Source organism: Candidatus Poriferisocius sp. (assembly GCF_965204145.1).
In the GTDB taxonomy this organism is placed as follows: domain Bacteria; phylum Actinomycetota; class Acidimicrobiia; order Acidimicrobiales; family Bin134; genus Poriferisocius.
Genome location: NZ_OZ241977.1, coordinates 1,188,137 through 1,212,231, shown reverse-complemented (window position 1 = coordinate 1,212,231; position 24,095 = coordinate 1,188,137). Strand labels below are relative to the sequence as shown.

Annotated in this window: 20 protein-coding genes; 13 read left to right on the top strand and 7 right to left on the bottom strand. The window is 65.5% G+C overall.

Translation table 11 applies throughout. The annotated features are described in order from the left end of the window. Nucleotides 1-10 precede the first annotated feature (10 nt). The 7 genes from gcvP to ACOGI7_RS05440 all read left to right on the top strand — a co-directional run bounded on the left by gcvP (nt 11) and on the right by ACOGI7_RS05440 (nt 9,709). On the top strand, nt 11-2,941 hold the full coding sequence (gene gcvP / locus ACOGI7_RS05470; RefSeq protein ID WP_419850900.1) for an aminomethyl-transferring glycine dehydrogenase: 2,931 nt from the start codon (nt 11-13) through the stop codon (nt 2,939-2,941). Nucleotides 2,942-3,030: 89 nt separating this feature from the next. Further along, the gene (locus ACOGI7_RS05465; protein ID WP_419850899.1) at nt 3,031-3,831 is read left to right on the top strand and encodes a crotonase/enoyl-CoA hydratase family protein; all 801 of its coding nucleotides are present in this window, start codon (nt 3,031-3,033) and stop codon (nt 3,829-3,831) included. Between the two features lie 2 nt (nt 3,832-3,833). After that, entirely contained in the window at nt 3,834-4,673 is an 840-nt protein-coding gene (locus ACOGI7_RS05460; protein WP_419850898.1) for an amidohydrolase family protein, read from the top strand. Beyond that, complete coding sequence (locus tag ACOGI7_RS05455) at nt 4,670-6,520, top strand: peptidoglycan-binding protein (RefSeq protein ID WP_419850897.1); 1,851 nt, start codon at nt 4,670-4,672, stop codon at nt 6,518-6,520. Before ACOGI7_RS05460 ends, ACOGI7_RS05455 begins: the two co-directional genes overlap by 4 nt. A gap of 52 nt (nt 6,521-6,572) precedes the next feature. Beyond that, nucleotides 6,573-7,268, top strand: coding sequence for an ABC transporter ATP-binding protein (locus ACOGI7_RS05450; RefSeq protein ID WP_419850896.1), 696 nt, complete (start codon nt 6,573-6,575; stop codon nt 7,266-7,268). Between the two features lies 1 nt (nt 7,269). Next, nucleotides 7,270-8,472 (top strand): ABC transporter permease, encoded by a 1,203-nt coding sequence (locus ACOGI7_RS05445; protein WP_419850895.1) that lies wholly within the window; start codon nt 7,270-7,272, stop codon nt 8,470-8,472. Between the two features lie 34 nt (nt 8,473-8,506). Beyond that, on the top strand, nt 8,507-9,709 hold the full coding sequence (locus tag ACOGI7_RS05440; protein ID WP_419850894.1) for an acyl-CoA dehydrogenase family protein: 1,203 nt from the start codon (nt 8,507-8,509) through the stop codon (nt 9,707-9,709). Between the two features lie 18 nt (nt 9,710-9,727). On the opposite strand, the gene coaE is transcribed toward ACOGI7_RS05440, so the two are convergent. Next, complete coding sequence (coaE, locus tag ACOGI7_RS05435) at nt 9,728-10,339, bottom strand: dephospho-CoA kinase (RefSeq protein ID WP_419850893.1); 612 nt, start codon at nt 10,337-10,339, stop codon at nt 9,728-9,730. Nucleotides 10,340-10,399: 60 nt separating this feature from the next. Between coaE and ACOGI7_RS05430 the strand changes: the two genes are divergently transcribed. Beyond that, the gene (locus tag ACOGI7_RS05430) at nt 10,400-11,587 is read left to right on the top strand and encodes an acyl-CoA dehydrogenase family protein (protein WP_419850892.1); all 1,188 of its coding nucleotides are present in this window, start codon (nt 10,400-10,402) and stop codon (nt 11,585-11,587) included. A 31-nt stretch (nt 11,588-11,618) separates the two neighbouring features. Beyond that, on the top strand, nt 11,619-12,728 hold the full coding sequence (locus tag ACOGI7_RS05425; RefSeq protein ID WP_419850891.1) for an acyl-CoA dehydrogenase family protein: 1,110 nt from the start codon (nt 11,619-11,621) through the stop codon (nt 12,726-12,728). Here the strand turns inward: ACOGI7_RS05425 and ACOGI7_RS05420 are convergent. Continuing rightward, nucleotides 12,725-13,627: an alpha/beta hydrolase gene (locus ACOGI7_RS05420; RefSeq protein ID WP_419850890.1), complete on the bottom strand. Its 903-nt coding sequence runs from the start codon at nt 13,625-13,627 to the stop codon at nt 12,725-12,727. The genes ACOGI7_RS05425 and ACOGI7_RS05420 overlap by 4 nt on opposite strands. Before the next feature lie 16 nt (nt 13,628-13,643). Next, entirely contained in the window at nt 13,644-14,684 is a 1,041-nt protein-coding gene (locus tag ACOGI7_RS05415) for a D-2-hydroxyacid dehydrogenase (RefSeq protein WP_419850889.1), read from the bottom strand. Between the two features lie 59 nt (nt 14,685-14,743). Between ACOGI7_RS05415 and ACOGI7_RS05410 the strand changes: the two genes are divergently transcribed. Both ACOGI7_RS05410 and ACOGI7_RS05405 read left to right on the top strand, forming a co-directional pair. Next, on the top strand, nt 14,744-15,634 hold the full coding sequence (locus tag ACOGI7_RS05410; protein ID WP_419850888.1) for an SDR family NAD(P)-dependent oxidoreductase: 891 nt from the start codon (nt 14,744-14,746) through the stop codon (nt 15,632-15,634). Between the two features lie 8 nt (nt 15,635-15,642). Further along, on the top strand, nt 15,643-17,001 hold the full coding sequence (locus ACOGI7_RS05405; RefSeq protein ID WP_419850887.1) for a mycothione reductase: 1,359 nt from the start codon (nt 15,643-15,645) through the stop codon (nt 16,999-17,001). Here the strand turns inward: ACOGI7_RS05405 and ACOGI7_RS05400 are convergent, their stop codons facing one another. Further along, the gene (locus ACOGI7_RS05400) at nt 17,002-17,811 is read right to left on the bottom strand and encodes a TauD/TfdA dioxygenase family protein (protein WP_419850886.1); all 810 of its coding nucleotides are present in this window, start codon (nt 17,809-17,811) and stop codon (nt 17,002-17,004) included. It lies immediately after the preceding gene. Between the two features lie 30 nt (nt 17,812-17,841). Beyond that, nucleotides 17,842-19,461, bottom strand: a complete 1,620-nt coding sequence (locus ACOGI7_RS05395) for an AMP-binding protein (RefSeq protein ID WP_419850885.1) — start codon at nt 19,459-19,461, stop codon at nt 17,842-17,844. A 23-nt stretch (nt 19,462-19,484) separates the two neighbouring features. Here ACOGI7_RS05395 and ACOGI7_RS05390 point away from each other — a divergent pair, with 23 nt between their 5' ends. Next, entirely contained in the window at nt 19,485-20,984 is a 1,500-nt protein-coding gene (locus ACOGI7_RS05390; RefSeq protein WP_419850884.1) for an AMP-binding protein, read from the top strand. Here the strand turns inward: ACOGI7_RS05390 and ACOGI7_RS05385 are convergent. Continuing rightward, a complete protein-coding gene (locus ACOGI7_RS05385) occupies nt 20,981-21,382 on the bottom strand; it encodes a hypothetical protein (RefSeq protein ID WP_419850883.1) in 402 nt (133 codons plus the stop codon). The genes ACOGI7_RS05390 and ACOGI7_RS05385 overlap by 4 nt on opposite strands. A 32-nt stretch (nt 21,383-21,414) precedes the next feature. Here ACOGI7_RS05385 and ACOGI7_RS05380 point away from each other — a divergent pair, with 32 nt between their 5' ends. Next, the gene (locus ACOGI7_RS05380; RefSeq protein ID WP_419851469.1) at nt 21,415-22,572 is read left to right on the top strand and encodes a CaiB/BaiF CoA transferase family protein; all 1,158 of its coding nucleotides are present in this window, start codon (nt 21,415-21,417) and stop codon (nt 22,570-22,572) included. Here ACOGI7_RS05380 and ACOGI7_RS05375 read toward each other — a convergent pair. Next, on the bottom strand, nt 22,569-24,086 hold the full coding sequence (locus tag ACOGI7_RS05375) for a class I adenylate-forming enzyme family protein (RefSeq protein WP_419850882.1): 1,518 nt from the start codon (nt 24,084-24,086) through the stop codon (nt 22,569-22,571). The genes ACOGI7_RS05380 and ACOGI7_RS05375 overlap by 4 nt on opposite strands. Nucleotides 24,087-24,095 lie beyond the last annotated feature (9 nt).

The window sequence follows — 24,095 nt, the reverse complement described above, 5'->3', positions numbered from 1 at the left end:
CTAGACCACCGTGTCATTGCCGACCGCGCGCTCAGTAACCACTCCCCCCAACAGCCTGAAAGATCTGGAGAACCCCGACGAGTTCCAGGCCCGCCACATCGGCCCTGGTCCCGAGGATCAGGCCACCATGCTGGCCGAGATCGGTTTCGACAGCCTGCAAGGGTTGGTGGACGCCGCAGTTCCATCCAACATCCGCTCAAACACCCCCCTGGAGCTGCCGCCCTCCATGACCGAGGCGGCCACCACTGAGGCGCTGCGGGAGCTGGCCGACCGCAACAGGGTGGTCACCTCGCTGATCGGCATGGGCTATTACGACACCATCACCCCGCCGGTGATACGCCGCAACGTGCTGGAGAACCCCGCCTGGTACACCGCATACACGCCGTATCAGCCGGAGATCTCCCAAGGCCGTCTGGAGGCGCTGATCAACTTCCAGACCATGGTCACCGACTTGTGCGCCATGGGCATGGCCAATGCCTCGCTTCTCGATGAGGGCACCGCGGCGGCCGAGGCCATGACGCTGCTGCGGCGGCTCAACCGCAAGGCCCCTGACGACCGGTTCATCGTCGACGCCGACACCCATCCCCAAACCATCGACGTGGTGGTCACCCGCGCCGAACCGCTGGGCATCGAGGTGGTGATCGCCGACCTGGAGCAGGCCAACATCGAAGAGCTCGCCGATGGGGCGTTCGGAGTACTGGTGTCGCACCCCGGCAGTTCGGGGCGCATCGGCGACCTGAGCGGGATCGTCGCCGCCGCCCACAACGTCAACGCGCTGGTGGCAGTGGCCACCGATCTGCTGGCGCTCTGCCTGTTGACCCCGCCCGGCGAGCTGGGCGCCGATGCGGTGGTGGGATCGTCGCAGCGCTTCGGGGTCCCCCTCGGTTTCGGCGGCCCTCACGCCGGGTTCATCGCCGTGCCAGAGTCGGCCATGCGGTCGCTGCCCGGCCGGCTGGCCGGGGTGTCGATCGACAACGCCGGCGCGGTGGCCTACCGGCTCACCCTCCAAACCCGGGAACAGCACATACGCCGGGAGCGGGCCACCAGCAACATCTGCACCGCGCAGGTGCTGTTGGCGGTGATGGCCGCCATGTACGCCGTGTACCACGGCCCCGAAGGGCTGGCCCGCATCGCGCAGCGGGTCCACCGCCTGACCGCCATTGCCGCCGCCGGGCTCCGTCAGGGCGGCTTTGAGTTGGCCGCCGAGCACTTCTTTGACACCGTCACCGTCCGAGTGCCGGGCCAAGCCCCAGAGATCGTGGCCGCGGCATTGGCCGAGGGGCTCAACCTGCGCCCGGTTGACGACGACACCGTGGCGTTCTCATTGGACGAGACCACCACCCGGGGCACAGTGATCTCTTTGTGGCGGGCCTTTGGGATTGCCGCCGATCCCCAGGACATCGACGACCTTGACGCGACGACCCCCGACGCCCTGGCTGCCGACAGCATCCGCACCAGCGAGTACCTGACCCACCCGACGTTCCACCGCTATCACAGCGAGACCGAGATGCTGCGCTATCTGCGCCACTTGGCCTCCAAGGACCTGGCCCTGGACCGCACCATGATCCCGCTGGGGTCGTGCACCATGAAGCTCAACGCCACCACCCAGATGGAACCGGTGAGCTGGCCCGAGTTCGCCGCCATGCATCCTTTTGCCCCCTCTGATCAGACCGAGGGGTACCGGGCGCTGATCGACGAGTTGGAGCAGATGCTGGTGACCATCACCGGCTATGCCGCGGTGTCGCTCCAACCCAACGCCGGCTCCCAGGGCGAGTTGGCCGGCCTGCTCGCCATTCGGGGCTACCACGCCGCCCGAGGCGAGACCCAGCGGGATGTGTGCCTTATCCCTGCCTCCGCACATGGCACCAACGCGGCCAGCGCGGTCATGGCCGGCATGCGAGTGGTGGTCGTGGCCTGCGACGACGACGGAAACGTGGACATGGACGATCTGAAGGCCAAGGTGGTGGAGCACGACGACCGGCTCAGCGCCCTCATGATCACCTATCCGTCTACCCACGGGGTGTACGAGGCCACGGTGACCGAAGTGTGCGACCTGATCCATGCCTACGGCGGACAGGTTTACTTGGACGGGGCCAACCTCAACGCCCTGGTGGGGGTGGCCCAACCCGGCCAGTTCGGCGCCGATGTGTCCCACCTGAATCTCCACAAGACGTTTTGCATTCCCCACGGCGGCGGCGGACCCGGGGTGGGCCCGGTGGCGGTCGGCCCCCATCTGGCCCCGCACCTGCCCAACCACCCGGTGGTGGCCGAAGCCGGCCCGTCCACGGGGGTGGGGGCGGTTTCGGCCGCTCCTTGGGGCTCGGCCGGCATCTTGCCCATCTCTTGGGCCTACATCACTGCCATGGGCGGCGAGGGGCTGACCGACGCCACCGGCGTGGCGCTGTTAAGCGCCAATTACCTGGCCAAACACCTCGACGGCATGTTCCCGGTTCTCTATACCGGCGAGAACGGCCTAGTGGCCCACGAGTGCATCATCGATCTGCGTCCCCTTCACAACCAGACCGGAGTCACCGTGGACGACGTGGCCAAGCGGCTCATCGACTTCGGTTTCCACGCCCCCACTGTGTCGTTCCCGGTGGCGGGGACGCTGATGGTCGAGCCCACGGAGTCGGAGTCCAAAGCTGAACTCGACCGCTTTGTGGCCGCCATGGCCGCCATTCGAGCCGAGATCGACCAGGTGGCCGACGGGCTGATCGCCATCGAGGACAGCCCGCTGCGCCGCGCCCCCCATACCGCCGACGCCATCACATACGGCAACTGGGACCGCCCCTATTCCCGAGAGCAGGCCGTCTTCGGCCTACCCGAGTTCCGCGACCGCAAGTATTGGCCCCCTGTCGGCCGGATCGACGGGGCACACGGCGATAAGAACGTTTTCTGCGCCTGCCCACCCATTGAGGACCTCCAGGAACTGGACCAGTAAAGGGCTACCCGTTTCGCCCCATTTGCCACCGGCCCACTAGTTTTCGGGGGCTGCCGGATATTGCAGCCTCGAACAAAGGAGATCAGCCGGTGCCCGACGCCATCGTGGAACGAGACGGCCATCTAATCATCATCACCATGAACCGCCCCGAACGGTACAACGCCCTATCGGGAGCGATGATGGTGCGGATGTTAGACGCCTACGAAGAGGCCTCCGACAACGACGACATCCGCTGCATCATCGTGACTGGCGCAGGAGGCAACTTCAGCTCGGGCGCCGATTTGAAGGCCATGAGCGGCGACGCCGGCAACGCCGACCCCGAGATCGACGTGGCCGCCCGTCAGGCCGCCGACCCCGAACTCCACTGGAAGGCGCTGCTGCGCAGCTACCGGCCCACCAAGCCGATCATCGCCGCGGTCGAGGGGGTGGCCATCGCGGGGGGTACCGAGATCCTCCAAGCCATGGATATCCGGGTGGCCGGAGAGAGCGCCCGGTTCGGAGTGTCGGAGGCCCGGTGGTCGCTCTACCCCATGGGCGGCTCCGCAGTGCGGCTGCGCCGCCAAATCCCCTACACCGTCGCGGCAGAGATCCTGCTCACCGGCAAGCACATCACCGCCGCCGAGGCCAAGGACATCGGCCTCATCGGCCATGTGGTACCCGACGGACAGGCTCTGGACAAGGCCAAGGAAATCGCTGAGGTGATCTGCGAGAACGGCCCGCTGGCTGTGGAGGCCATTCTGCGCACGCTGCACGAGACCGACGGAATGACCGAGGAAGAGGCCCTAGCCCACGAATTCGAATACGGCTGGAAAGTGTTCCAGAGCGATGACGCCAAAGAGGGGCCGCTGGCGTTCAGCCAGAAGCGAAAGCCGGAGTTCAAACGGAGATAGCGATGGGCGCCTCGTCGGGCATATCTGTCTTCGACGTCCACCACCACGTGGGCGATGCTTCGGGGGCGCTGGGTCTACCGCCTGAGGAGGCCCCTGACCCCGAGGCCTACGCTGCCCTGGAACTGGCCAAGCGCATCGAGATCATGGACAGCGGCGGAATCGAGCAGGCCGCGGTAATTCCCGGCCACGGGTATCTGCGACCCAACGGCCATGCCGACACCCAGGCCGAGAATGACAAAATCGCTGCCTACCGAGACGCCACCCCCGACCGCTTCCCGGTGGCCATCGGCATCGTGGAGCCGCGCGACGGCGAGGTCAGCCTGGGCGAACTGGAGCGGGCTGCCGGGCCGCTGGGCTTGGTGGGCATGAGCTTTCACACCCGTTTCCAAGGGGTGAGCATCGACAATCACTGGGTAAACACCTATGTCGGGGCGATGGGCGAATTAGGACTGCTGCCGGTGATCCACGCGCTGGACGAGACTGCGGAGGAGTCGTTGTGGAAGGTCGGGCAACTCGCCTCCCGCCACCCTGATCTCACCATGCTGGTACTCGACGGGTACTCCACCCATGAAGGCACCAAGCACTGCGGCCACCTGGCCGCCACCTATCCCAATCTGGTGTTCGATTGCAGCCTTTCGTACAATTTCGACTTCATCGCCAACCATGTGCGCCAGCACGGCGCCCACCGCTATGTCTATGGAACCGACCTGTACTCCTGGCCTCTGGGCCAACGCATCAGCCACATCCTGGGGCAGCTTCTTGAATCTGATCTGCCAGACGACGACAAGGCCGCGGTAGCGGGAGACAACGCCCGCAGACTATTTGGATTGGAAGAGTCATGAAGAACACCAACCGCATCCGATGGGTTGTCGGAACCCTCATGGCGCTGGCCCTGACGGGGGGCGCCTGTGGGACCGCACCAGACAGCGACTCCAACAGCGTCGTCACCACCGACTTGAGCGAAGTCCTCCCCGATGGCCTGTTCGATGCACTGGAGAACATCGCCAACCTCCCAGCGGTGCCAATCCCTGAGCCGGTTCCAGAAGAATCGGAACAAGAAGACATCTACGAAACGCTGGTTCCTGCCCAAGCCGACACCGAGGAGGGACCATCCGAAGAAGAGCTCCTGCGGATGCGCGACGAGGCCTTCGTGGACTTCTCCCGCTGCATCCGCGACGAGGGATTCCCGGATTTCCCCGACATCGATAGCTCGCAGATCGTGGACCAGGCTTCGTTCCTCAGAGCCATGCAGGAGGCCGGAGTGAGCTTCACCCAGCCCGGTTTGGCCCCAGCCCTCCAAACTTGCGCCAGCGTTTTCAGCGAATTGATCGCTCTCGCGCCCCAGCAGGACACCAACGTGCAGCAGGTGGAGCAGGAGGAGAACGCAGTGGCGTTCTCCCAGTGCATGCGCGATCAGGGATTGGACGAATTCCCCGACCCCGACTTCGGCCAGTACCCCAACACCGGCTTCCCCGGACAGGGCGACGGCGGCACCGCCGGCCTCGCCCCGGAGATCCAGGCCGCGTTGAGAGTGTGCCTGCCGGTCTTCGGCGGGGGGGAGCCCAACCAAGCCGCTGCGCAGACACCCTCCGCAGAACCCGATCCGCCCACTCAGACGGCCGTGCAAGCCACCGAAACCAGCACCAGCACGCAGACTCCGGAGCCGGAGGCTGCGACAGAAACGGCGTCCCCCGCCCCATCGGTCAGCGAGGAGATCCTCCGCGAAACCGAGGAGCTGAACACCGCGGAGGTGGTACGGCGCGACCTCGTCGAAACCGAGGAGTTCCCCGGCACCCTGGGCTTCGGCGATCCCGAGCCGCTGTACACCAATACCTCAGGGATTGTCACCGGGCGCCTCCCAGAAGAGGGCGACATTCTTGATGTCGGCGACACCCTCTTCGAGGTCAACAGCTATCCGGTGGTGCTGTTGAGGGGCGAGCGTCCCATGTATCGCCCCTACACGCGATTCATGGAAGACGGGCCCGACGTGCAACAGCTCGAACAAGCCCTGGTCGACATGGGCATACCCGGCGCCGACAACATCACCGTCGACGAGAACTTCACCATTGCCACCGAGAATGTTGTGGAGGAATGGCAGAACCGCTTGGGGGTGGAGGAGACCGGCGAGATCGCCATGGGCTTCATAGTGTTCATCGAGGAGTCCTTCAGAATCTCGTCGGTAAACGCCATCGTGGGCCAGCCAGTGGCAGCCCAAGCAGCGGCGTTCACCACCACGGGCCAACACCAGCAGATCGTGAGCAATATCGACCCCGGTGACGCCGAGATTGTGAACCGCTTGGACCGGGTGGAAGTGGAACTGCCTGATGGCCGAATCACTCCTGGGGTGGTGTCGGAAGTGGCCCGGGTGGCTACCCGACTGACCAACCCGCAGACCGGTGCGGCCAGCGATCCCACCATCGAGGTCATCATCCTGTTGCTGGACGATGAGGCCTCCTCCCGCTTCGATGCCGCACCCGTGACGTGGACCATCACCGAACAAGTAACGCCCAATGCCCTCGTGGTTCCCGCCTCAGCGCTCATTGCCACCGTGGATGGAGGCTTCTCAGTGGAAGTGGTCCGCGACGGATCGACGACATTGGTCTCGGTAGAGGTGGGGACGTTTGTCGACGCCTTCGTCGAGATCACCGGCGGCGACCTCGAAGTGGGCGACTTGGTACGCATCCCCTAGTGGCGCGACCCCCAGCAGTACCAAGACTGGGACGCTCTCGAAGAGCATTGCGATGGTGACCGAGCCCCGCAAGGTGCTGGAACTGCACCAAGTGGTCAAGCATTACCCAGGCTCGCCTCCGGTAAGGGCCTTAGACGGTGTTGACCTCACTGTTCGAGCGGGCGAGTTGGTGGCGGTGGTCGGTCCCTCCGGTTCAGGCAAGAGCACCATGTTGAACATCATGGGGGCTCTGGACCGTCCCAGTTCGGGCGAAGTGGTGGTGAACGGCCAACCTCTCTCACGGATTCGGGATGGCGCAGTGGCCGAGGTCCGGGGACGGCACATCGGGTTCGTCTTCCAGCAGTTCCACCTGCTGGAAGGGTTGTCGGCGCTGGACAACGTGGCCACCGGCTCCCTCTACCAGGGAATCAGCCTCCGGTGGCGGCGGCAGATGGCCCGCGAAGTGCTGACCCGGGTCGGCCTGGGCCACCGGATGGACCACCGGCCGGGGAAGCTCTCTGGAGGAGAGCGTCAGCGGGTGGCCATCGCTCGGGCCTTGCTGGGCGACCCGGCGATCGTGCTGGCCGACGAGCCCACCGGCAACCTCGACTCCCAGACCACCGAGGAGATCATCGAGCTCTTCTTGGAGCTCAACCGGGCGGGGTCCACCATCGTGATCATCACCCACGACCGAGACCTGGCCGCCAGAATGCCCCGGTCGGTCTCCATCCTCGACGGCCTCATCAGCCACGACTCGGCGGAGGCTTGAGATGGCTCGCAGCAAGCTGCGATTCCGCGACGCCGTCTCGCTGGGCACGCTGGGGCTGCGGACCCGCAAAGGCCGCACCGCCATGGCCGCAATCGGCATCGCCATCGGCGTGGCTGCGCTGGTGGCCCTGGTGGGAATCATCAATTCCGGTGAAGAAGACGCCCAGCGGGAGCTGTTGGAACAGGGCATCGACGTTCTCGAGCTGACCCCTGGCACCTCTTTCGCCGACGATCCCGAGCTCCTGCCCGGTGCAGCCGCAGCCATCGACACCCACATGCGAGACCTGGTGGATGTGGTTGCCTCCATACGCCGGGTGCCGGCCACCGTCCGCAAGACCGACTTCATCCCCTCGGTCGAGACCGGGGGCATCCGGATGTTCGCCGTAAACGAGGACGACTTGGACTTGCTCATCCCGCTGCGGGGCGGGGTGGCACATGGCCGGTTCCATGATGCGGCCACCTTGCACGTGCCCACGGTGGTTCTCGGCTCCGACACCGCGGAGGTTCTGGGGTTCGACGAGCTGTACGCCAACCCCACTGTGCATGTCTCCGGACACGAATTCGCGGTGATCGGCGTGCTGGACCCGTTCACGATCAGCCAGGGGCTGACCTTGAATCGGGCCGCGCTCATCGGATTCCCGGTCGCCGAGGAACTCTACGACGCTGACGACAATCCCGAGCGCATCTGGGTCCAAGCAAACCTGGACGTGATCGAACAGGTACGGGAACTGCTCCCCCGCCAGGCCAACCCCGAGGCCCCCGGCGAGGTGGCGGTGTCTTCGCTGGATTTGGAGGCCCGGGAGATCATCAGCGAGAACTTCGAGTCGCTACTCAGCCTGCTGGTGGTGGTGATCATCGTGGTGGGCGCCATCGGGGTGGGCAACATCATGCTGATCTCCGTGCTCGAGCGGCGGGGCGAGATCGGAGTGCGACGGGCGCTCGGCGCCCGAAAGGTCCACATCGCGGTGCAGTTTCTCATCGAGTCGATGCTGTTGACCCTGCTCGGCGGTCTAGCCGGCATTGGGCTCGGGATTGCTGTAGTGGCCGTGGCCACTCAGGTGCTGGACTGGCCGATGATTGTGGAGTTGTCGTTCATCGGCATCGGGCTGGGAGTCACGCTGGGAGTGGGCCTAGTGGCCGGCATGTACCCCTCATGGCGGGCATCGCGCATGGACCCAGCCGAGGCTGTTCGTCCGGTGGCCTAGCAAACATCAGTGTCTTGCGTCGTAGGCTCTCGCTATGACTCTCACCCTCGATGAGTTCCGGGAGCGGACCAAGGAGTTCCTTGCCGACAACGCCGTTCCCCGTAACGAGCCACCCGTGGAATGGAATGAAGAGTCCTTGGTGGCGGAATGCCGCCGGTTCCACGGTGCGCTCGCCGACGCTGGGCTGGGGGGCATCACCTACCCGGAGGAATACGGCGGGCTGAGCCTGGACAAGAGTTATGTGGAGGTGTTCAACCAGGAGCTTTCCCAATACCAGGCTCCGCTGGTGCCCGCGGCCATCTCCCATGGGATGTGCCTGCCGGTAATGAATGACTTCGGCACCCCCGAGCAGCGGACCCGACATCAGGCCGCCATCATCCGGTGCGATGAGATCTGGTGCCAGATGTTCTCCGAGCCCGGTGCCGGCTCCGACGTGGCCTCCCTGGCCACCCGGGCGGTGCGCGATGGGGACGAGTGGGTGCTGAACGGCCAGAAGGTATGGACCTCGGGCGCCCAGTACTGCGACTACGGCCTGTGCGTGGCCCGCACCGACCCAACCCAGCCCAAGCACCGGGGGCTGTCCATGTTCATCGTGGACCTCTCGCTTCCCGGGGTGGACATCAGGCCATTGCGCCAGATCAACGGGAGCTCTCATTTCAACGAGGTCTATCTCACCGACGTGAGCGTGGGCCATGACTGCCTGGTGGGAGGCGAAGGCGAGGGCTGGAACGTGGCCGTGGCCATGCTCATGTACGAGCGGGTGGCGATCGGGGCCGGAGGAACCGGGGCCATGGCCGGGCGGAAGGGCAGCAAGCAACTCATACGTGAGGCCCAGCAACGGGGTCGGGCCGGCGATCCAGTAGCCCGTGAAGCGCTGGCCGACCTCTACATCCGCGAGCGCATCCAGTCGTTCATCGGCATGCGGATCCGCCAAGCGGCCGAGTCGGGGCGAGCTCCGGGACCTGAGGGGTCAATTGCCAAGCTGAACGCGGCCATTTTGAGCCGTCAAGCGGCCGACGTGGCCATCGAGTTGGCCGGACCGTCGGGCCAGGCGTGGGAGGCTGAGGACGGCGACGGGGGCCAATGGGCCGACGCAGTGATCAGCTCGCCGGGAATGGGCATCGCCGGGGGCACCAACGAGGTGCAGCGCAACATCATCGGCGAGCGGGTGCTGGGCCTGCCCAAGGAGCCCGACCCCTACAAGGGCCAACCCTGGGAAGCGGTCCCCCGCTCATAGCACGCCAATGCTGGCTGGCTAGCTCCCGGTCAGCTCAGCCCATACTCGATCGACGCCCGAGGCCAACTCTTCCGGGGTGCCGTCGTTCACGATCACATGATCGGCAATTGCCCGGCGCTGGGCGTCGGTGGCCTGGCTGGTCATGCGAGCGCGGGCCTGCTCTTCGGTGAGGCCCCGCTCGATCAACCGGGACAAGCGCACTGCTTCCGGGGCCTCGACCACTACCACCTTGGTGTAGCCCCGCCCCGACTCCAACTGGCCGAGACGGCTTTCGGTCAGCACCGCCATATCGAGCACCACCATCTGGGCTTCTCCCCTGGCGGCCAATGCGTGGAGCTGCCCATCCAACTCGGCATTGATGGCCGGGTGGCTGACCGCCTCCAGGGCGGCGAGCCGGTCGGGGCGACCGAACACCTCGGCAGCCACCTTGGCCCGGTCGATGTGTCCGCGGTCGTCTGTGATTTCAGGGCCAAAGGCGTCGATCACCCCCTGTTCGGCCCGCCCCCCGGGAGCCAGCACCTGCCGGCCAATGGCATCCACGTCGATCACCGCTGCTCCCAGCTCGGCGAAACAGGCCGCCGCAGTGGACTTGCCCGCCCCGATTCCCCCAGTGAGTCCCACCACCAGCATCAATGTGAGGCTACCTGTCTTGTATGGCCGCACTCTGTCTGGGGCTGCCAGACTTGGGCCATGCGCGTCGAATTGACCGATGACCAGCTTGAGCTCCAGCAGGAGCTGCGGACGTATTTCTCCAATCTGATGACCGACGAGGTGCGCGAGAAGATCCGCCACACCGAGACCGAGGCCAACGAGGACTACAAGGCGCTGATCCGCCAGATCGGCAGCGACGGCTGGCTGGGCGTGGGCTGGCCGGTGGAGTACGGAGGCAAGGGCTTCACCCCCATCGAGCAGTACATCTTCTTCAACGAGTCCTGGGCCGCCCAGGTTCCGGTGCCGTTCCTCACCATCAACACCGTGGGCCCGACTATTCGGGACTACGGCACCGACCGCCAGAAAGACTTCTTCTTGAAGAAGATCCTGGCCGGCGAGATGCACTTTTCCATCGGCTATTCCGAGCCCACTGCGGGCACCGACCTGGCCGCGCTGAAGACCCGGGCAGTGCGCGACGGCGATGAGTGGATCATCAACGGCCAGAAGATGTTCACCAGCCTGGCCTACGACGCCGACTACGTCTGGCTGGCCGCTCGGACCGACCCCGACGCTCCTGCCCACAAGGGCATCACCATGTTCTTGGCGCCCACTGACGACCCCGGCTTCGACATCCAGCCGTTCGTCACCATGGGCAACAGCCACACCACCGCCACCTTCTACGACAACGTTCGGGTGCCCGACTGGCTGCGGGTGGGCGAGGTGAACGGGGGCTGGGGCCTCATCACCAACCAGCTCAACCATGAGCGGGTGTCGCTTTGTGCTTCCGGGGGCATCGCCAACCTGGTCGACCAAGCGGTGGATTGGGCCAAGGAGGCCAAGCTGCCCGACGGCCGCCGGGTGATCGACCAGGAGTGGGTGCAGGTCAAGCTGGCCGAGTGCCGGGCCCGGGTGGAGTTCTTGGACCTGTTGAACTGGAAGGTGGCCTACGAGTCCACGGTGGGCAACAACGTGAACCCGGCTCTGGCATCCACCATCAAGGTGTGGGGCTCGGAATCGATGCACCTCATCTACTCCGGGTTGACCGAGGTGGTGGGGGCTACCGGTCACCTCAAAAAGGGCTCACCCCACGCTGATTTCTCCCATCGGATGGAGGAGTCGTACCGGGGCTGCTGGGTGCTGACCTTCGGTGGCGGCACCAACGAGATTCAGCGGGACATCATCGGCATGGCCGGTCTCGGCCTGCCCCGCGAGAAGCGCCGCAAGTAGCAGCGGCAAGTAGAAGGCAGGAGGCAAGGCGATGGATTTCACCCTGAGCGAAGAGCAGCAAGCCGTATCTGAACTGGCCAACCGGATCATGGGAGACCGGCTCGACATGGAGCGGCTCATGGAGATCGAAGCCGCCGAAGAGTGGTTCGACCGGGACCTCTGCGGCGAGCTGGCCGCGGCGGGGCTGGTGGGCATAGGTCTGGGCGAGGACGTGGGAGGCGGCGGTCTGGACCTGATTGCCGTCGGCCAGGTGCTTGAAGCCCAGGGGCGCCATGTGGCCCCGCTTCCGTTGTGGAGCGGGATGCTGGCCGCGCTCGCGGTAGACGCCTTCGGCTCCGACGAGCAGCGCCGGCGAGAGCTGCCCGGGTGCGCCGACGGGTCCAACCTGTTGACCCTCGGCCTTCAGGAGTACCTGAACGACGACATCACGAACCCATCGGCCCGGGTGGTTGACGGCAAGCTGGTGGGCGCCAAAGAGGTGGTTGAGTTCGCTGCTGAATCTTCCAAGATGGTGGTGGTGGCCGGGCTCGACGACGGCTCCGACAACGGAATCATCAGCGGCACGGGGCTGTTTCTGGCCGACCTGTCCGACCCGGCAGTGGCCATGGAGGCAGGGATGTCCACCCGGCTCCAGCCCGTGCATCAGGTGAGCTTCTACGGGGTACCGTGCGAGCCTTTGGGCCCGGCCGACGGGGCAGCAGTGGCGTGGCTGGCCGATCGCGCGGTGGCCCTGCTGTGCGCCACCCAGATTGGCGTGGTTGACCGGGCACTGCGCCTGGCCGCCGAATACACCTCAGAACGTGAGCAGTTCGGCCGTCCGGTGGCCACCTTCCAGGCCGTCACCCAGCGCCTTGCCGACCAGTTCATGCATGTGGAGGCCGTGCGGCTGTGTACCAACGCCGTGCTCTACGACTTGACCGAGGGCAACGACGCTTCGCTCCGGCTGCCCATCGCCAAGTGGTACGCCTCACACTGGGCCCACGACGTGGCCCACGCCACCCAGCACGTCCACGGTGGCATGGGAGTGAGCATCGACTACCCCCTCCATCGCTACACCCTGTGGAACAAGCACATCGAGTGCAGCCTGGGCGCCGGAACCCAACAGCTCCGCACCCTCGGGGCGCGCTTGGCGGCTAACTAAGTCTTCTCCGCGATGTAGGCAGCCAATTCAGCGATGCCCTCTTCGGCTTCGGGGGCCACGCTTGCCAAGAGGTGCCAGACGTGCATCATGTCTTGCCAGGGACGGAACTCCACGGCGCCGTTGGCGTTCTCGATGCCCTTGACCACTCGGGTGCTGTCGTCGTAGAGCACCTCCTCGGTGCCCACCTGGATCATCATGGGAGCCAGGTTGTCGAAGGTGCCGAACACCGGTGAGACGTATGGATTGGTGGCGTCAACGCTTTGCGCGTAGGCCATGACCATCCCATGCAGGGAGTCGGCACCGGCGAGCATGGGGTCGCGGTCGGCCCGCTCGATCATGGAATCGCCGGAGAACGTCAAGTCAGTCCACGGCGAGATGGGGGCCGCGCAGGCGGGCTGTTCCATACCCTCGTCGCGCAGCTTCATGCACAGTGCGATGGTCAGTCCCCCACCGGCGGAATCGCCGCTGATGGCGGTGTGGGCCGCCTCTCCCCCGTTGTCCAAGTGCCATTGCCACGCGGCCATGGCATCGTCCAAGGCAGCAGGGAAGGGATTCTCCGGTGCGAGTCGATAGTCCACGTTCAACAGCCGGGCCTTGGCCCCGACCGCCATGCGACTGACCACGTGGCGATGGGTGTTCAGGTTGCCCACCACATAGCCGCCGCCGTGCAGGTAGATGATGGTCCGGTTCCCATCAACCTCGGGGGGCGTCACCCACTCGGCGGGAACCCCGCCGGCGTCCACCGGAGTGAAGCTCACCCCGTCGGGGACGGGCATTGAACTGTAGGCCGCCTCAAAACCGGCCCGGGTCGTGGCCAAGTCAGCCGGCGGACCAGCAGCGGCATCTTGCATCTGCTGCCTTAGAGCAGTAACAGCGGCGTTGTAGGCATCTGAAGGCATCATTTTCTCCCTGTTCTCAGTATCCCCGGTCGGGGTCTACCACGTTGCGAAGCGGCTCGTTGGCCAAAAAGCGTTCCAGATTGTCGCAGAACAGCTCCATCAGCGCTTCGTTGTAACCCTCTCGGGCGGTGGAGCAGTGGGGCGACAGGTACATGTTGGGCGCATCCCACAGCGGGCTGTCGGCGGGCAGCGGCTCTTCTCGGGTCACGTCTAGCACCGCGGCGCCCACTTGGCCCGACTCCAGCGCGGCTACCAGCGCGTCCTCGTCGATGATCGACCCCCGGCCCACGTTCACCACCACCGTGCCCGGCTTGAGCCGCCTAAAGCGCTCGGCGTCGAACAAGTCAATGGTCTCGGGGGTCTGCGGAGCACTCAGCACCACCGCGTCGCAGCGGGCCAGCATCTCATCGAGCCCGTCGAGGCCGTACAGCTCATCGACGTCGGGATCAGTGTCGCCGGGTTGCGCCGAGCGGCGATTGCCCAGCACGGTGGTTTCGAAGGCCTTGGCCCGGCGGGCCACATCCCGGCCTATGGCCCCCAACCCGACGATGCCGATGGTCTTTCCCTTCACCAACAGCCCCTGGTGCATCTGCCAGTGGTGGTCCTTCTGCTGGCGCTCCAATAACCGGATGTCCTTCCACACCTCCAGCAACCGGCCCACGGCGAATTCGGCAATAGGGGCCGAGGCCACCCCGGCGGCGTTGGTCAACGCGATGCCTTTGGCCTTCAACTCGGTCGGTTCCAATTGACCGATGCCCGCCCCGATGGCCTGCACCCAGCGCAGCCGGGTGGCCCACTCTCTGATCCCCTCGGGCAAGTCAAGGGCCATCAGCACGTCGGCGTCGGCGATAGTTACCCGCTCCGCATCCGACAGGGGCGGCGCAGTGGCCAGCAGCTCATCGGTGACTCGACCCTTGGCCTTGGCATCCCGCAGCCCGTGGGGCTCGAAATAGGGAATGTTGTCGAACTTCACGCCGGGGAACCGTCGATGCAGATCGTCGAGCTCTGCCTCATCCATCGCCAAGGGGTACATCACAACCGCGTTGACTGTGCTCACCGCGGGAACCCTAGTTTCCGACACCGCTTCCCACCGCAAACAGGCGATAGCGTCGGCCCATGGACACTCTTGAGGGCAAAGCAGCAGTCATCACCGGCGGGGCCAGCGGGATGGGCCGGGCCATGGCCGACCGATTCGGCGCAGCCGGGGCCCGCATCATGATCGCCGACGTGGAAGGGCCGGCCATGGACGCCGCGGTGGCCGAGATGAATGACGCCGGAGTAGATGCGGTGGGCGTGCTCACCGACGTGAGCTCCGAGCGGGACATGGACGAGCTGGCCGAGGCTGCTCTCGCCCGGTTCGGGCAGGTCAACGTGGTGTGCAACAACGCCGGGGTGGGCGGCGGCGGCTTGATGCACGAGCTCACCACCGCCGACTGGGAATGGATCCTCGGGGTGAATCTGTGGGGGGTGATTCACGGTATCCGGGTGTTCTTGCCCCACTTGATAGAGCACGGCGACGGCCACATCGTGAACACCGGTTCCATCGCCGGCCACACCTCGTATCCCAACATCGGTCCCTACAACGCCACCAAGCACGCGGTGGTGACCATCTCCGAGACGCTCTACAACGAGCTTCAGGAGAGCGGCTCGACCGTCGGCGTGTCAGTGCTGTGCCCTGGCCTGGTGACCACCAACATCATCAACTCCGAGCGCAACCGCCCCGAGTCGCTGCGCTCGCCGATCATCCCGCCCGACCCCACCCCTGAGGATGAAGAGCGGATGCAGTTGATGATGGCCATCTACGAGGACGCGGTAAAGCCGCCCGAGGTGGCCGAGCTGGTGTACAACGCGGTGCTCAACAACCAGTTCTACATCTGGACCGACTACGTGTATGCGCCAGCAATCATGCAGCGCCACGAAGACATCCAAAAGGGCCGAAACCCCAGCTTCCGGGGCCAGCTCATCGACGAGGACCAAGCCGCCAAAGGGCCTCCCCGGGACAGCTGATCCCGCCTATGGCTGAATCACCCGTGCAATTCGACCTGGTGGTGGTGGGCACTGGGTCGGGCAATAGCGTCCTCACCCCTGATTTCGACGACTGGCGGGTGGCGCTCATTGAGCGGGATGTGTTCGGGGGCACCTGCCTCAACCGGGGCTGCATCCCCTCCAAGATGTTCGTGTACGCCGCCGACATGGCTCACCAAGCGGGCCACACCGGGCATCTCGGGGTGGATACCTCGTTGGACGCAGTGCGCTGGCCCGAGATCGTGGACCGGGTATTCGGGCGAATCGACCCCATCGCCCAGGGTGGAGAGGACTACCGGCACAGCTTGGACAAGGTGACCGTATTCAAGGGCGATGCCCGGTTCACCGGCCACAAAGCGCTTGAGGTAAACGGACAGCAGATCACTGGCGATCACATAGTGCTGGCCGCCGGGGCCCGGCCGTACATCCCCCCGATCCCTGGCCTGGACGAGGTTCCCTACCACACCTCCGACACCGTCATGCGGCTGGAAGCGCTTCCCGAGCGGCTGGTGATCTTGGGTGGGGGCTATATCGCCGCCGAATTGGGCCACGTGTTCGACGCCATGGGCGTGTCGGTGTCGATCGTGAACCGCTCCGAGCGGCTGCTGCGGGCCGAGGACGAGGACGTGTCGGCTGCGTTCACGCAGATCGTGGGCCAGCGCATGGATTGCGCTCTCGGCTCTCCCATCGTCGACGTTTCCCAAGCAGGGTCGCAGATCACCGTGCGCACCGAGGCGCAGGACGTGACCGGCGATGTTCTGCTGCTGGCCACCGGTCGGGTGCCCAACGGCGAGCAGCTGGGCGTGACCCGCTCAGGGGTGGAGCTCGACGATGCCGGCTATGTGGTCACCGACGAGTATCTCCGCACCGCAGTGGAGGGGGTATGGGCGTTGGGCGATATCTGCCACGCTGCCCAGCTCAAGCACACCGCCAACGAGGACACCCGAGCCGTGGCCCACAACATCGCCCATCCCGACGATCTGCGGGCGCCCGATCACTCCGGCATTCCCCACGCGGTGTTCGCCCATCCCCAAGTGGCCGCGGTGGGGGCCACCGAGCAGGTGTTGCGAGCCGAGGGGCGGCCCTATCTCCGAGCCGTTCGCCCTTACAGCGATACCGCCTACGGCTGGGCCATGGAGGACACCACCAGCTTCACCAAGGTGCTGGCCGATCCCGATACCCGGCTCTTGCTGGGCGCCCACATCATCGGCCCTCAGGCCCCCACCCTGATCCAGCAGCTCATCCAGGGAATGCAGTTCGGCCTCACCGTCGACGAGATGGCCCGGGGGCAGCTCTACATCCACCCCGCGCTGACCGAGGTGGTCGAACAGGCGCTGCTGGAGCTCTAGCTACGCCGTCGGCGTGGCCGCCGCCGGGCCCGCGCCGGAGGGGTCGTAGATGGTCACCCGATGGATGCGACGGTGGTCGGCACCGTAGTCGTCGATGGCGTAGTGCATGGTGCAGCGGTTGTCCCACAAGGCAGCGTCGCCGTCGCTCCACCGCCATCGCACGGTGTACTCAGGGCGCTCCATGTGGTCGCACAGCAGGGTGAGCAGGCCTCTGCTCTCCAGATGGCTCATCCCATTGAGCGACGATGTCCATCCCCGGTTCACGAACAAGATGCGATTGCCGGTTTCGGGGTGGACGGTCACCGCCGGGTGGTCGGTGAATTCGGTGAGTCCGGCCCGACCGTGGCGGGCGGTGATCCCGTTGATGGCCGCCTTGATGGGATCGGACAGCCCCTCGTAGGCGGCCTGGGTGTTGATCCACATGGTGTCGCCGCCGGAGGGCGGGGACTCCTTCATCGACAGCAGCGACCCCAGCGGAGGCTGGCGGGCGAAGGTCACGTCGGTGTGCCAGAAGTTGGCCCGCGAATAGGCATTGGAGCTGTCCAGCACCAAGATCTTGCCCTCGTCGTCCACCGTGTGGTGGTCGCGATGGTCGGTGTCGTCGTTGCTCACCGCAGCCAGGTCGCCGAACAGCGAGCCGAGCGCCACATGCTGCTCATCGGTCAAGTGAATCTGAGGGAAGAACAGCACCTTGTGGGCCCAGAATGCCTCTCGCAACTCGGCCGCTACTCCGTCGCCGAGGTGATCGGCATCGAGTCCCTCCACTGTGGCGCCCAAGGCCGCCGGTAGCGCAGTCACTTTGATGCTCATGGCTCTATGTTTTCAGAGTTCCCGAGAAAATCAATCAACGGCTAGGGATTCGAGGGCGAACTTCTTGGCCCACTGGTAGTCGGGCTTGCCATTGGCGCCCCGCTGGACGGCATCGGCCCGGATGAGTGACTTGGGAAGCTTGTAGCCAGCCAATCGTGTGCGGGCATCGGCAATAACCTCGTCGTCGCTGGCTTCGACTGCCATCTGCACCACCGCGGTCACCGCCTCGCCCCACTTCGGGTCGGGCACTCCCACTACCAGGCAGTCGGCCACTGCGGGATGGGCTTTGACGGCCTCTTCCACCTCTTCGGGGTAGATCTTTTCCCCCGCGCTGTTGATGCAGGCCGAACCCCGGCCCAACAGCGTGATGGTGCCGTCGGCTTCGACGGTGGCCCAATCGCCGGGCACCGACCAGCGCCGACCGCCGATGATACGGAACGTGGCCGCCGTTTTCTCCGGGTCCTTGTAGTAGCCGATGGGGATGGGGCCGCCCACAGCCACCATGCCCTGCTGTCCTGAGCCGGGTTCCACCGGCTGACCGTCCTCGTCGAAGACCGCGGCGTTCTCCCCCAGTGTGAACCGGGCGGTGGCCGATCCGCCCTTGCGATCGCTGATCCTCATCCCCGTACCCGTGCCCTCGCTGGAGCCCAAGGAGTCCACCAACTTCACGTCTTTGTGTACCAACAAGGCTTCTTTAGCAGGCTGGCTCCAGATCACCCCCGACGACATGACCATGAACACCGACGACAGGTCGTAGGGCTCGCCTCGGGCCTCGGCCGCATCCAAGGCCTCGGCCATGGGCCGGCCGAAGGCATCGCCCACGATGGTGAGCACGGTCGCCCTGTCTCGCTCCACGCAGCGCCACAAGGCATCGGCATCGAAGCTGCGCTCGGGCATGGTGATCACCGCCCCACCCTGGGTGAAAGTAGACAGCGCCACGATGCTGGCCGTGCCATGCATTAGCGGCGACGCCGCCAGTTGACGGGTCACCCGGTTGCTGTCGTAGATGGCGGCGATGTTGGACTTGACCTGCCCCAGGTTCTCCGGAACCGGCAGCCTCAGCGCCCTGAAGTTGGGGGCCATGGCGCCGATCAGCGAACTGTGAGGCCACATGACCCCTTTGGGATTGCCGGTTGTGCCGCCGGTGTAGAGGATCCACAGGTCGTCGGGGCTGCGGTCGATGGGAGGTGCCGGATCGTGGTCGGCGATCAGAGTCTCGTAGTCCAACGCCCAGTCGGGCACCGGGTCGCCCGGGTCGCCCACACAGATGGCCGCCCGTAGCAGGGGCAGGTCGCCCCTGGCCTCCTCCACCCGGTCGGCCAGCTCGGGAGAGAAGAACACCGCCTTGGCGTCAGCGTCCTCCAGCAGGTGGCGCAACTCGCTCCCCAGATAGCGGTAGTTCACATTGCAGGGAGCAGCCCGGGCCTTGAACGCCCCGAATGTCACCTCGCTATAGGGATTGCCGTTGTAGAGGTATAGCCCCACGTTGTCGCCCGCGCCGATGCCGAACTCCCCCAGCGCCGCCGCCAGCCGAGCTGCCCGATCCTCAAACTCTTGCCAGGTTCGGCTGACCGGATGACACACCACCGCATCCGCGTCTGGCACCACTTCCGCAATTGTTTCCCACGCAGTGGCCAGGTTCAGGGGCACGGCGAGTGACATTATCGTGAGTCGTGAGCACTGCCCGAGCCGATGCTGTCCACTTTCCTAGAGGCATAGACCCCGATGACGTGGACTTGCTGGACGAAGTCAGCCTTCCAGCGGCGTGGGCCAAGCGGTGGGCATCCGGGGCGACCAAACCGACGTTGTGGGACCCGGGGACCGGGTGGATTTCAAGGGGCGACTTGGCTAGGCGCACGAAGGTCGCAGCCGGAAGGCTCTTCGGTGCAGGGCTCCGCAAAGGCGACCGAGTCATCCTCTCGGCAGCCGCGTCGGTGGACTTGGTGGTAGCTCATGTGGCTGCCCTGCGGCTGGGCCTCATCGTGGTACCGGTGAACGGGGCCTATCAGCGAGCCGAGCTAGCCCACATTGTGGATGACGCCGATCCCCGTGCTGCGGTGGTGGACAGGCCTGAATGGGTGCGGTGGCTGGCCGAGCTTGCCCCGGAGATGACCGTGGTCTCCCCCCGACTGGACCTGGACGACGCGACGGCCCCCAGCCTCGATCAGCTTTCCAGCGGCGATCCCGCGCTGCTGGGCTACACCTCGGGCACCACCGGGGTTCCCAAGGGTGCGGTGCTGACCCACGGGAATCTGCTGGCCGGAGCTGAATCGGTGCGCATTGCCTGGCGGTGGACCTCCGACGATCGCCTGGTTCTGGCCCTTCCCCTGTTCCACATGCACGGGCTGGGCGTCGGGCTGCACGGCACGCTGCTGACCGGTGCCTCTGCGGTGCTGTTGGACGGGTTCTCCCCCGACGCCGTGTTAGATGCGGCCCAAGCCCACGACGCCACCCTGTTCTTCGGTGTGCCCACCATGTACACCCGGCTGGCCCAGTCGCCCAGGGTTGGAGAACTCTCCCGGCTTCGGCTGTGCGTGGCCGGCTCCGCTGCCCTGTCCGCTGATCTCCACCGCCGCCTGCAAGAGGCCGCCGGAGTGCGAGTGCTAGAGCGCTACGGCATGACCGAGACCATCATGCTGGTGTCCAACCCCTACGACGAAGAGCGCCGGGCTGGCACAGTGGGATTCCCCCTCCCCGGCGTGGAACTGCGATTAGCCCCCGACTCCGATGAAGTGATGGTGCGGGGCCCCAACGTCTTTGCCGGATACTGGCGCCGCCCCGAGGCCACCGAGGAGGCCTTCGACCAAGACGGCTGGTTCCACACCGGCGATTTAGGCGAGTTCGACGAGGCGGGCTACCTACGACTGCAAGGCCGGGCCAAAGAGTTGGTGATCTCCGGCGGCCTGAACGTCTATCCCCGCGAAGTGGAAGACGCCCTGCGCTCCCATCTCGACATCGACGATGTAGCCATCACCGGCACCCCCGACGAAGAGTGGGGCGAGCTCGTCACTGCTTGGGTCGTACCTGCCTCTGGCAAGACACCCAATTTGGATGACCTGCGCTCCCACTTAGAGGGAGTGTGCGCCGACTTCAAGCACCCCCGCATACTTCACCTGGTAGATGAGTTGCCTCGCAACGCATTAGGCAAGGTGCAGAAGCATCTCTTGGGCTAGAGCGGCTTCAGGTGTACGCAGAGAGGCCCGAGCAAAGCCTCCACAAAGGCGTCATCGCAATACAGCTTCTCGCCGGTCAATAGATCACCGGCGGCGGGCATCATCGACATCACCATATGGCGGGTCTGGCCGTCGATCTCGATCCAGTACTCCTGGATGGCGCACTGGTCGTTGGTCCACTCCCCCAGCACGCCGAAGTCGGTGACCCGTTTGGCGAACTTGGGATACTGCTCCAGATAAAACGTCCGAGCCAGATCACCGCCGGTGAATCCCTTGCCCATCGGCCAGAACTCGTAGGTGGGCTCGTCCACCAGCGTGGCCAGCGTCCGCTCGGCGTCATTCTCTGCTTCGGCCGCGGCGTGCTCGCGAGCCAGGTCCAGGATCTCTTCTGGTGTCATCGCCGGAGCCTATCTCTTGGTCGTTTCAGCCCATGCAGGGGTACGTTGCTGGAGTGAGCTCGGCCAAGCCTCTGGATGGCGTGCTGGTGGTCTCAATCGAACAAGCCGTGGCCGCGCCGCTGACATCGTGTCGGCTTGCCGATGCCGGGGCCCGAGTCATCAAGATCGAGCGAGCCGAGGGCGACTTCTCCCGGGGCTACGACGCGGCGGCCGACGGTCTCTCCAGCTATTTCGCCTGGCTAAACCGGGGCAAGGAGTCAATCGTCCTCGACCTCAAAGACAGCGAAGACCAAGCACTGTTGGGGAGAATGATCGAACGAGCTGATGTCTACATCCAAAATCTGGCCGTGGGCGCCGCCCAACGGCTGGGGTTCGGCTCAGAATCCCTGCGGAAGCAGTATCCCGGCCTGGTGACCTGCGACATCTCGGGCTACGGACCCACCGGACCCTATGCCCAGATGAAGGCCTACGACCTGCTAGTGCAGGCCGAGAGCGGCCTGGTGTCGGTCTCGGGAGCGCCGGGTCCGCTCGGTCGAGTCGGGGTGTCGGTGGCCGACATCGCCACCGGTGAAGCCGCTGCCCGAGCCATCAGCCAGGCACTGGTCCGCCAAGCCCGCACCGGCGAAGGCGCAAACATTGAAGTCTCATTGTTCTCGACCATGGCCGAGTGGATGACCGTACCCCTGCTGCACCACGACTACCTGGGCCAGGGACCTGAGCGAGTGGGATTGGCCCACCCGTCCATCGCCCCCTATGGGGGCTTCACCACCGCTGACGGCACCATCCTGCTCATCGCCGTTCAGTCCGACCGCGAGTGGCGCACCCTGTGCGAAGAAGTGCTCGACCGACCAGACCTGTCCCACGATCCCCGCTTCGCCACCAACAAAGCTCGAGTCATAAACAGGACCGAGACCGACGACGCCGTCGCCGAGGTCTTTGGCCGCCTAAGCACCGACGAACTCCACGGCAAGCTCACCGACAGCCGCATGGCCTTCGGCGCAGTCAACGACGTCGCCGGACTCTCCTCTCACCCCCAACTCAACCGCATCACCGTCACCCACCCCAACGGCACCATCGATATCCCCGCCCCGGCCACCACCGCCGACTGGGACGAAACTGGCGACGCTGCCGCCCACTCCCTCCCTGCCATCAACCAGCACGGCCCCCAAATCCGAGCCGAGTTCGCCTAGCTGAAGCGCTGGCGGAGGCGGAACTTTTCTACTTTGCCGTTGCCGGTGCGGGGGAGCTCTTCGATGGGCTGAATGGTGGTGGGCACCTTGTAGGGGGCCAGAGTGCCTTCGGTATGGGTCCGTAGGTCGTCTTCGGTGGGGAGCTCGTAGCCGTCGGCCACCACGATGAATGCGGCCACTGTCTCGCCCAACACCGGGTCGGGGCGGGCTACCACAGCGACGTCGCCCACTGCGGGGTGGGTGCGAAGCGCGGTCTCCACCTCGATGGTGGACAGGTTCTCCCCGCCCCGGCGCACGATGTCCTTCTGGCGATCCACGAAGTACAGGTAGCCCTCGTCGTCCACGTAACCCAGGTCGCCGGTGCGGAACCAGTCCCCCGATGTGGCGGCTTCGGTGGCCTCGGCGTCTTCGATGTAGCCGTTGAACCCGATGGTGGACCGCAGAAAGCAGATCTCCCCGGTTTCACCCGTCTGCGCCTCTGAGCCGTCGGGAAGGAATATCCGCAGCACTGACCCCTCGAACGGCTTGCCCACCGAGCCGGGCCGGCGGGGCTCGTCCAAGCGGGTGTAGGTGCCCGACCCGGCCTCGGTCATGCCATACCAGTCCATGCACGGCACCCCATAGCGCTCCTCGATCTGCTCGATGATCGGGGCGCAGCCCAACGGGATCATCACCCGCAGCGAGTGCGATTTCTCATGGGGGCCGGGGGTCTGGGCCATCAGGATGTTGATGATGGGCACCAGGGTGAGGAAGTAGGTCGGGCGGTACAAGTCGACCAGCGCCCAGAACCGCGACGCCGAGAACTTGCGCTGCATGACCACGCTGGCTCCCCGGCTCAGCGCTGACATGGCCCCGCCCATGGCATTGCCGTGGAACAGCGGGGTTACCACCAGCGAGCGGTCGGTGTGGCTCAGGCCGAACATCTCCTCATAGGGCACCGCCCCTCCGGCGAACAGCTCGGGACTCATCGGCACCGCCTTGGGCCGTCCGGTAGTAGTGCCCGAGGTGTAGAGCACGTTGCCCTCCACAAACCCGTCCACCGGGGGCAGGTCCAGGCCCGCGCCCTCCGGTGACTCGCCGATGAGATCGGCCAGCAGCAACGCCCCGTCCACCGGCTCGTCCACGCTCACCACCGCTTCCACCATGTCCATGCCTGTGGTTAGAGCCACCGCCCGCTCGGCCCGCTCGGCCTCAGCGAACACCAAGCGGCACCGGGAGTGGTTGAGCACGAAATCCAGTTCCGGATCGGTCCACTCCGGGTTGATGGGAACGCCCGCAAGACCGATGGCCTGCATACCCAGCTGGCACTCGATGTACTCGGGGCGGTTCTGCATCCAGATGCAGGCCCTGTCACCCAGGCCCAAACCGAAGCGGGTTTGGAACTGGTGGGCTAGAGCCCCGCCGTGGGTCGCCAGCTCTCGGAATGAGCGGTGTCCGTCCCGCTCGGTGAGCACTGCCAGCTTGTCAGGCCAGGTGTGGCTGAAGTCGCGGACGACGTCATACAGGGTCGGCATCGCCGGGCA